Source organism: Rhodobaculum claviforme (assembly GCF_016653255.1).
Lineage (GTDB): Bacteria > Pseudomonadota > Alphaproteobacteria > Rhodobacterales > Rhodobacteraceae > Rhodobaculum > Rhodobaculum claviforme.
This window is the reverse complement of sequence record NZ_NHSD01000152.1, coordinates 1-8,277: the sequence shown is the minus strand read 5'-3', so window position 1 is coordinate 8,277 and position 8,277 is coordinate 1. Positions and strand designations below refer to the sequence as shown.

The window sequence follows — 8,277 nt, the reverse complement described above, 5'->3', positions numbered from 1 at the left end:
TTGCCCATCGCGGCCACCGTCGCGGCCACCACCGCGCGGCTGTCGTCGGCCTCGCGCCGGACGGTGCCCACGGCGCCATCGGCCTCCGAGGCCTTGTCGGCGGCCGATTTCACCGACGCCGTCATCTCGTCCAGCGCCGCCGCCGACTGCTCCAGCGTGGCGGCCTGCGTCTCGGCCCGGTGCGACATCTCACCCGAGCCCTGCGCCAGCTGCGCCGCCGTCTCGCGCACCGAGGTCGCGCTGGATTGCGCCTGCGCGATGAGGGTCGAGAAGGACTGACCCAGGGCGTTGAAGTCGTCGCACAGCCGCAAGGTCACCTCGTCCACGCCTGGATGATCGGCGCGCTGCATCCGCGTCGCCAGGCCGCCGGAGGCGAGATCCGCGAGATTCCGTCCCAGTTGGTCGAAGAATTCGGCGCGGCGCTCCTCGCTCTCGGCGCGGGCCGCGCGTTCCTTTTCCGCGGCGCGGGCGTTCTCGCGCAGCACCTCCAGCGAGCGGGCCATGACGCCGATTTCGGTCTTGTGGTCGGTGCCGCCGACCGGCGTTTCAAGATCGCCATCCGCGATCCGGCTGATCGACCGGGCCATGCCTCCGGCCGAGCCCGCCACCGACCGGCCGATGACCCAGGCAATCAGCATCGCCAGCACCAGCGCCGCGACCGACACCGCGACCGTCGTGGTCTGGGTCGTCGCCACACGGGTGTCGCCCGCCGCCTCCAGGGCCGCCTGCCCCTCGATGACCTTGGCCATCATCGCCTCCACCCGGGTGACGAGGGCGGTGGCGGCGGCGTCAAGCTCCATGGATGCGGGACGCCGGGCAAGCTCGGCGTCGCGGGCGGCCATGGCGGTTTCGAGGAAGCTGGCGATGCCCGAGCGCGCACCCGACAGGATCGCGCGCTCCTCCGGCATCAGGCCACCGCGCGAGACGCGGTCCAGCGCGGCGGCGGTCTGCTCGAACGGGGCGGTGGCGGTGTCGAATTCCTCGGCCGGCCAGCCGGCGAAGAACCGGTCGATCCGGACCCGCGTCACCAGAAAGGCGTCGCTGGCACGCAGCGCGTCATAGGCGAGGTCCATCGCGCCACGCTCTTCCAGCGCGCTGCGCAGCGCGCCGATGCCGCGGCGGTGCTCGATGCCCAGCTGCGTCAGCTCGGACGTGCGGGCCACGGTGGTTTCCGTCACCTCGCGGTAGCCATTGGCCAGTGCCGTGAACCGCGCCACCGCCTGCTCGATCTCCGCAACGGCCGCGACCTCCGTGTCGCGGTTGGCCAGGTCGCGCAGCGCCGCCGCACGCGCGCCCAGCCCCCCCAGCGCCTGGTCGAGTTGCGCCGCGGACGGCTCACCGGGGTCGGCCCGGAAATCGGCGACCGCGAACTGGGTCAACCGCATGGCGTTGCGCAGGTCGTTGGCACGCTCCACCAGACGGACCTCGTTCTGGTAGGTGGAGAACAGCCCCCCGAGCCCGGAAGAGGCGGTCCACGTCAGGGCGGCGAGCCCCAGCAAAAGGGCCACCACGACGCCAAAGCCGCCGTTGATGCGGCTGGAGATACGGATTCTGTCGAGCACGGGGCGATCCTTTCGCAAACAGCGGTTTGCCGGACTGATTGCCCGTGAAGTCGAAAGATTCGGTTTATGTCCCCCCGCCCCGCATCTGGCGCCCGCGGCGATGTTGTGAAATCGTCCTGCCGAACGCCACCGACGGAAACGGTGGGACACAGGGGGACACGGCATGACAAGGTTCTGGACACCCCTCGCGGCGGCGCTGACCGCGACCGCCACGCTGATGGCCGCGGGCACCGCCAAGGCGGAGTTCTACGAGGGCCAGACGATCCGCATCATCATCCCGTTCTCGGCCGGGGGGGGCACCGACACCTTCGGGCGGCTGATCGCGCAGCATCTGGGCCGCCACATCCCCGGCAGCCCCACCGTGATCGCGGAAAACGTGACCGGCGCCGGGGGCCTGCTGGGCTCCAACGAATTCACGCGGGTGGATCGCGACGGGATGACGCTGCTGACGGCCTCGGGGCACCTGAACCTGCGGGCGTTCCTGGGGCTGGAGGGGCTGGAGCTGGACCTGCGCGACCTCGACCCCGTCGTCGCCTCGCCCATGGGGCATGTCACGGCGATCCACAGCCGCGCGGGCATCACCGACGGCACCGAGATCATGCAGATGGAAGGCCGCATCACCAAGGGGATCACCGATCCGGTGGGGCTGATCGAGTCCATCGTCACGCTGGAGATGTTCGGGATCGAATACCGCCCGGTCCCCGGCTTTGGCGGGCGCGGCGACACCCGCCTTGCGTTCGAGCGCGGCGAGCTTGCGATCAACACCCAGTCGAGCCCGGCCTTCAACGCCTCCGTCCTGCCGCTGGTGGAGGAGGGCACGGCGATCACCGCCTATGCCATCGGCTTCATCGATCCCGACGGCAACCCGGTGCGCGACCCGGCCGTGCCCGACATCATCACCGCGCCCGAACTTTACCAGCAGATCCACGGCGAAATGCCCTCGGGCGAGGCATGGGAGGCGTTCAAGGTCGTGGCCAACCTCGTGCAGAACACCCGCGGCACGATCTGGGTGCATTCGGAGGCCCCCGAAGAGGCCCGCACCGCCCTGCGCACCGGCGTCGACGCGATGGTCCAGGACCCCGCGTTCATCGAGGCCGCCGCCAGCATCCTGGAGGGCTATGAGGTCATCTCGGGCCCCGGTCTGGACCAGATCAAGGCCGAGCTGAACGCCGCCCCCGAGGAGATCCTCGACTGGCTGCGCGCGCTGATGACCGACCGGTTCGAGGTCTCGTTCACCCCGCGCTGATCCCACTGCGCCGACCCACCGCGCCGCCCGGACCGCCGGGCGGCGCGACATCTTGCGAGGTTTCCCATGCTCGAGGCGCTGGTCTCCGCGTTCTTCGTGATGCTCGATCCGTTCCGGATGGGGATGCTGATGGCCGGGGTGGGCATCGGCATCGTCGTGGGCATCCTGCCGGGGCTGGGCGGGCTGATGGGGATGGCGCTGGTGCTGCCGTTCCTGTTCGGGATGGACCCCTATGCCGGGATCGCGATGCTGGTGGGGATCTCGGCGGCGGTGCCGTCGTCGGACACGTTTCCATCCGTGCTGATGGGGATACCGGGGTCGTCGGGCAGCCAGGCCACGGTGATGGACGGCTATCCCATGGCCCGCAACGGCGAGGCGGCGCGCGCGCTGGGGGCGGCGTTCTCGGCCTCCTTGATCGGGGGGCTGATCGGGGCGGCGGCGCTGACGGCGCTGGTGCCGTTCGCGCGCCCGCTGGTGCTGGCCTTCGGGGCGCCGGAGCTGTTGATGCTGACGATCCTGGGGCTGTGCATGGTCGGTGTCCTCAGCGGGAGCCGGCCGCTGCTGGGGATCATCGCGGCCTGCCTGGGGCTGATGCTGGGGATGGTCGGCGGCGCGCCGGCGGCGCCCGAATACCGCTGGGCGCACGGGGTGGTGTACCTGTTCGACGGGTTTTCGCTGGTGATCGTGGCGCTGGGGCTGTTCGCCATCCCCGAGATCGTGGACCTTCTGGCGCGCGGCGGCACGATCGCACGGCGCGGCAGCGGGCTGGGATCGGGCTGGATGGCCGGGCTGCGCGACACGATGGCCAACAAGTACCTCGTGGTGCGCCATTCGCTGATCGGGGTGCTGGTGGGCGCGATCCCGGGCATGGGGTCGTCGATCATCGACTGGCTGAACTACGGTATCGTGGTCACCCGCGCCTCTGACCGCAGCAGGTTCGGCAAGGGCGACGTGCGCGGCGTGATCGCCCCCGAGGCCGCCAACAACGCGCGTGAAGGCGGCGTGCTGATGCCCACGCTGCTGTTCGGGGTGCCGGGGTCCTCGGCCATGGCGCTGTTCCTGGGGGCGCTGCTGATCTTCGGGGTGCAGCCGGGACCGGCGCTCTTGCGCGACAATCTGGAGCTGGTGTTCGTCATCATCTGGTCGCTGGCACTGGGCAACGTGTTCGGCACGATCATCTGCCTGGCGCTGTCGAAGCCCATCGCGCGGCTGACCTTCGTTCCGTTCCAGTACATCGCCCCGGTGGTGCTGTGCATCGTGATCATCGGCGCCTGGCAGGAGACGCGCCACTTCGGCGACCTGCTGACGCTGGCGGCCTTCGGGCTGCTGGGCTGGACCATGAAGCGCATCGAGATGCCGCGCCCGCCGCTGCTGGTGGGCTTCATCCTGGCGGGGCTGGTGGAGCGCTACCTGTGGATGTCGTATTCGATCTATGACTGGGAATGGCTGACGCGGCCGCTGGTGATCGCCATCGCGGTGCTGTGCGTGGTGCTGATGTTCGGCGGCACGGTGATGAAGGGGCGCACCCTGCGCGCCACTGCCGCGCCGACCTCCGACTCGCAATCGGCCCCGCAATCGGCCCCGCAACCCACCGCACAGGACAAGCCCGATGCCTGACGCCCCGATCCCGGCCGACCGGCTGCAACGCCGCCTGCGCACGGCCTTTGTGGTGCTGGTGCTGATCCTCGCGCTGTATGTGGTCTGGAGCGCGGGGGATTTCCGCCGTGCCGCGCGGCTGTTTCCGCAATACGCGGGCGCCATCACCGCGGCGCTGTGCGTGCTGGAGCTGGCCCGGCAGCTCTGGCGCCGCCGCCACCCGTCGCCCATGGTGCTGAACACCGCCGACATTTCCCTGTCGGACGAGGAGCGCACCCTCGACGGGTTGCGCCGGGGGATGGGGGTCTATCTGTGGTGCCTCGGCTATGGCGGGTTGATCGCCATGCTGGGGATGGTGTGGGCGACGGCGGTGTTCGTGCCCGCGCTGCTGCACCTGCGGTTCCGGTCCGACTGGCGGATCACGGTCGGCATCCTGGCGGGGCTGGGCACGCTGATGTGGGCGCTGACGCTGCTGCTGGCGGTGCGCCTGCCGCAGGGGTGGCTGGCGCCGTGGCTGCCGGTTCCGTTCTGAGCGACCCGCCGGACGGGACCACGGTCACTGCGTTTCAGGTCATTGGGTCTAAGGTCATTGCGCGTCGGGGCACTGCGCGTCGGGGCCGACCGCCTTTTCCATGAAGATGCTCGATGGCTGCGCGGTGTAGGCGCCGAACGGGGCGCACGGGACAAACCCGGCCGCGCGATACAGCCGCTGCGCCGCATCCAGGCCCACGCCGGTCTCCAGCCGCAACCAGGGCAGCGACAGCGCCCGTGCCGTCTCCTCCATTCGCCGCAGCAGGGCCGCGGCGACCCCGCGCCCGCGTGCCTCGGGCGCGGTGAACAGCGACTTCACCTCGCCCTGCCCCGGCGTCACGGCCAGCGCGCCCACCCCCAGCACGCCGTCCCCCGCATGCGCCACGAAGAACCGCACATGCGGGGCGCGCAGCTCCTCCAGCGAGAGGGCGTGATTCCCTTCGTCGGGAAACAGATGCGCCATCAGCGCGTGGCTCTGCTCCAGAAGCGCGCGCGCCTGCGGGTGGTCCGGCGTTCCGGCCTCGACGATGATCATCCGTCCCCTCCCGATCGTGGCCCGGCGCCATCCCGTCAGGATGGACAGCGGCCTGCGCCCGTCCAAGGCCGCACAAGGCCGCGTCAGATGCAGCGCCCGCCGTCCACCTCCATCGCCACGCCGGTGATCATCGACGCCTCGTCCGAGCACAGGAACACCGAGGCCGCGGCCATGTCCTCGGGTGTGGAGAAGCGGCCCAGCGGGATGGTGGCAAGGAACTTCGCGCGGATCTCGGGGGTGTCCTCGCCCATGAAGCTCTTCAGAAGCGGCGTCTCGCCCGCCACGGGGTTGAGCGCGTTGACACGCACGCCGGCCGGCGCCAGCTCCACCGCCATCGCCCGCGTGGCGGTGATCATCCACCCCTTGGAGGCATTGTACCAGTTCAGCCGCGGGCGCGGCGACACCCCGGCGGTCGAGGCGATGTTGAGGATCGCCCCCGCTCCCTGCGCCTTCATCCCCGGCACGAAGGCCCGCGCCATCAGATACACCGACTTGCAGTTGACGGCAAAGATGCGGTCGAAGTCCTCCTCCGACACCTCCTCCATGGGGGCGGGCAGATGGGTGATGCCGGCGTTGTTCACCACGATGTCGACACCGCCCAGCGCGGCCAGCGTGGCTTCGGCCATGGCGGTGACGGCGGCCCCGTCGGCGACATTGGTGATCTGGGCGATGCCGCCGATCTCCTCGGCGATGGCGCGGGCGGCGTCGGCGTTCAGATCGACCACCACCACGCGCGCGCCCTCGGCGGCAAAGCGCCGTGCGATGCCCGCACCGAACCCCGACCCCGCCCCGGTCACCACCGCGCGTTTGCCCTTCAGCCGCATGTCCCGTCCCCCCTGTTGCATCGCCTGCACCATGCACGGCGGCGCGGCGGGTTCAAGCGGGCGCGCCCTGCGGGGTCCAGTGCGCCGGAATGCGCGGCGTCGCCGCCAGGAGCGCGCGGGTATAGGGGTGGGTGGGGGCTGCGAACACGTCCTCGGTCCGGCCTTCCTCGACGATCCGGCCGGCGCGCATGACCAGTACGCGGTCGGTGATGGCGCGCACCACGCCCAGATCGTGGCTGATGAACAGATACGACAGCCCCAGCCGCCCCTGCAGATCCGCAAGCAGGTCGAGGATGCGCGCACGCACCGACACATCGAGCGCCGACACCGCCTCGTCCAGCACGATCAGCTTCGGGCGGATGATGAGCGCGCGCGCGATGGCGATGCGCTGGCGCTGACCGCCCGAGAACTCGTGCGGGTATTTCTCCATGTCGGCGGCGGAGAGGCCCACGGCCTCCAGCGCCGCGGCCACGGCCGCGCGGCGGGCGGCGCCCCGGGGCGGGTCGGGCAGCAGGTGAAACGGCTCGGCCACCAGACGGTCGACCCGGTGGCGGGGGTTGAAGCTGCCATAGGGGTCTTGGAACACCACCTGCACCTGCGCGCGCAAGGCACCGGGCATGCGGGGGCCGACGGGCTGTCCCGACAGACGGATCGCGCCCGCCTGCACCCCCTCCAGGCCCAGGATGGCCCGGGTCAGGGTGGACTTGCCGCAGCCCGATTCGCCCACCAGCCCGACGGATTCCCCCTCGCGGACCTCCAGGCTGACATCCTCGACCGCGCGCAGCACAGGGGCGCGCCGGAACAGGCGCGCGCGCGGCAGCGCATAAGTGCGGCTGACACCCGCCACCCGCAGCAAGGGCCCGCCCACCGGCACCGCCCCGCGCACGGGACGGTGGTCCGAGGCGGCGAACAACTGGCGCGTATAGGGGTGACGCATGGCGCGGAACAACGCCTCGGTCGCGCCCTGCTCGACCACGCGGCCCTGCGACATCACCGCCACCCGGTCGGCGATCCCCGACACCACCGCAAGGTCGTGGGTGATGAGCATCAGCGCCATCCCCTCCTCGGCCACCAGCCCCTTGAGCAGATCGAGGATCTGCGCCTGGGTGGTGACATCGAGCGCGGTGGTGGGTTCGTCCGCGATCAGCACCGCCGGGCGCAGGGCGACCGCCATGGCGATGCAGACCCGCTGGCGCTGCCCGCCCGACAGCTCGTGCGGGAACCGCGACGGCGCACAGCGATCCGGCGGCAGACCCACCCGCGCCAGCCGCTCGGCGGCGATGCGGTGGGCCTCGGCCCGCGGGGCGGCACCGTGGATCACCAACGTCTCGGCCACCTGGTCACCGATGCACTGCATCGGGTTCAGGGCGGTCATCGGCTCCTGAAAGATCATGCCGATGCGACGGCCACGCAGACGGCACAGATCCGCCTCGGAGGTGGCCAGCAGGTCCCGGCCATCAAGGCGGATTGCCCCCCGGGTGCGGGCCCCCTCCGGCAGCAGCCCCATCGCCGCCAGCGCCGTCAGCGACTTGCCCGACCCGCTTTCGCCCACCACGCCCAGGGTCCGCCCCGCCTCCAGCGCCAGCGACACGTCGCGCAGGATCGGCGAGCCGTGGATCGACAGCGACAGCCGGTCGAAGGTCAGCACACTCATCGCGCGCGCCGCAGCCGGGGATCAAGAAGATCGCGCAACCCGTCCCCCATCAGGTTCAGCCCCAGCACCGTCAGCACGATCGCCAGGCCCGGAAAGATCGCCATGTGCGGCGCCATCGCCACCATCGTCTGCGCATCCGCCAGCATCCGCCCCCAGGACGGCAGCGGCGGCTGCGCCCCGAGACCGAGGTACGACAGCCCCGCCTCGGCCAGGATGCCGAGCGAGAACTGGATGGTGCCCTGCACGATCAGCAGATTGGCGATGTTCGGCAGGATATGCTCCACCGAGATCCGAACACGCCCCTTGCCCGCCACCCGCGCCGCCCGGAC

At 70.9% G+C, this 8,277-nt stretch carries 8 protein-coding genes; 3 read left to right on the top strand and 5 right to left on the bottom strand.

The features are described from left to right. Nucleotides 1–1,562 (bottom strand): HAMP domain-containing protein (locus CCR87_RS17600; protein WP_201156450.1); only part of this gene is annotated, 1,562 nt, incomplete at its 3' end. Nucleotides 1,563–1,725: 163 nt separating this feature from the next. Between CCR87_RS17600 and CCR87_RS04905 the strand changes: the two genes are divergently transcribed. The 3 genes from CCR87_RS04905 to CCR87_RS04895 all read left to right on the top strand — a co-directional run bounded on the left by CCR87_RS04905 (nucleotide 1,726) and on the right by CCR87_RS04895 (nucleotide 4,936). Beyond that, nucleotides 1,726–2,808 (top strand): type 2 periplasmic-binding domain-containing protein, encoded by a 1,083-nt coding sequence (locus tag CCR87_RS04905; RefSeq protein ID WP_201156449.1) that lies wholly within the window; start codon nucleotides 1,726–1,728, stop codon nucleotides 2,806–2,808. Between the two features lie 66 nt (nucleotides 2,809–2,874). After that, nucleotides 2,875–4,425, top strand: a complete 1,551-nt coding sequence (locus tag CCR87_RS04900; RefSeq protein ID WP_201156448.1) for a tripartite tricarboxylate transporter permease — start codon at nucleotides 2,875–2,877, stop codon at nucleotides 4,423–4,425. Beyond that, complete coding sequence (locus CCR87_RS04895; protein ID WP_201156447.1) at nucleotides 4,418–4,936, top strand: tripartite tricarboxylate transporter TctB family protein; 519 nt, start codon at nucleotides 4,418–4,420, stop codon at nucleotides 4,934–4,936. The genes CCR87_RS04900 and CCR87_RS04895 overlap by 8 nt, the downstream gene beginning before the upstream one ends. 54 nt (nucleotides 4,937–4,990) lie before the next feature. On the opposite strand, the gene CCR87_RS04890 is transcribed toward CCR87_RS04895, so the two are convergent. From CCR87_RS04890 to CCR87_RS04875, 4 genes are all read right to left on the bottom strand, one after another. Beyond that, a complete protein-coding gene (locus CCR87_RS04890) occupies nucleotides 4,991–5,470 on the bottom strand; it encodes a GNAT family N-acetyltransferase (protein WP_201156446.1) in 480 nt (159 codons plus the stop codon). A gap of 83 nt (nucleotides 5,471–5,553) precedes the next feature. Further along, nucleotides 5,554–6,294 (bottom strand): SDR family oxidoreductase, encoded by a 741-nt coding sequence (locus tag CCR87_RS04885; protein WP_201156451.1) that lies wholly within the window; start codon nucleotides 6,292–6,294, stop codon nucleotides 5,554–5,556. Nucleotides 6,295–6,346: 52 nt separating this feature from the next. Beyond that, nucleotides 6,347–7,948, bottom strand: a complete 1,602-nt coding sequence (locus CCR87_RS04880) for an ABC transporter ATP-binding protein (RefSeq protein ID WP_201156445.1) — start codon at nucleotides 7,946–7,948, stop codon at nucleotides 6,347–6,349. Beyond that, on the bottom strand, nucleotides 7,945–8,277 hold a 333-nt coding region (locus CCR87_RS04875), incomplete at its 5' end, for an ABC transporter permease (RefSeq protein ID WP_201156444.1). The genes CCR87_RS04880 and CCR87_RS04875, both read right to left, overlap by 4 nt.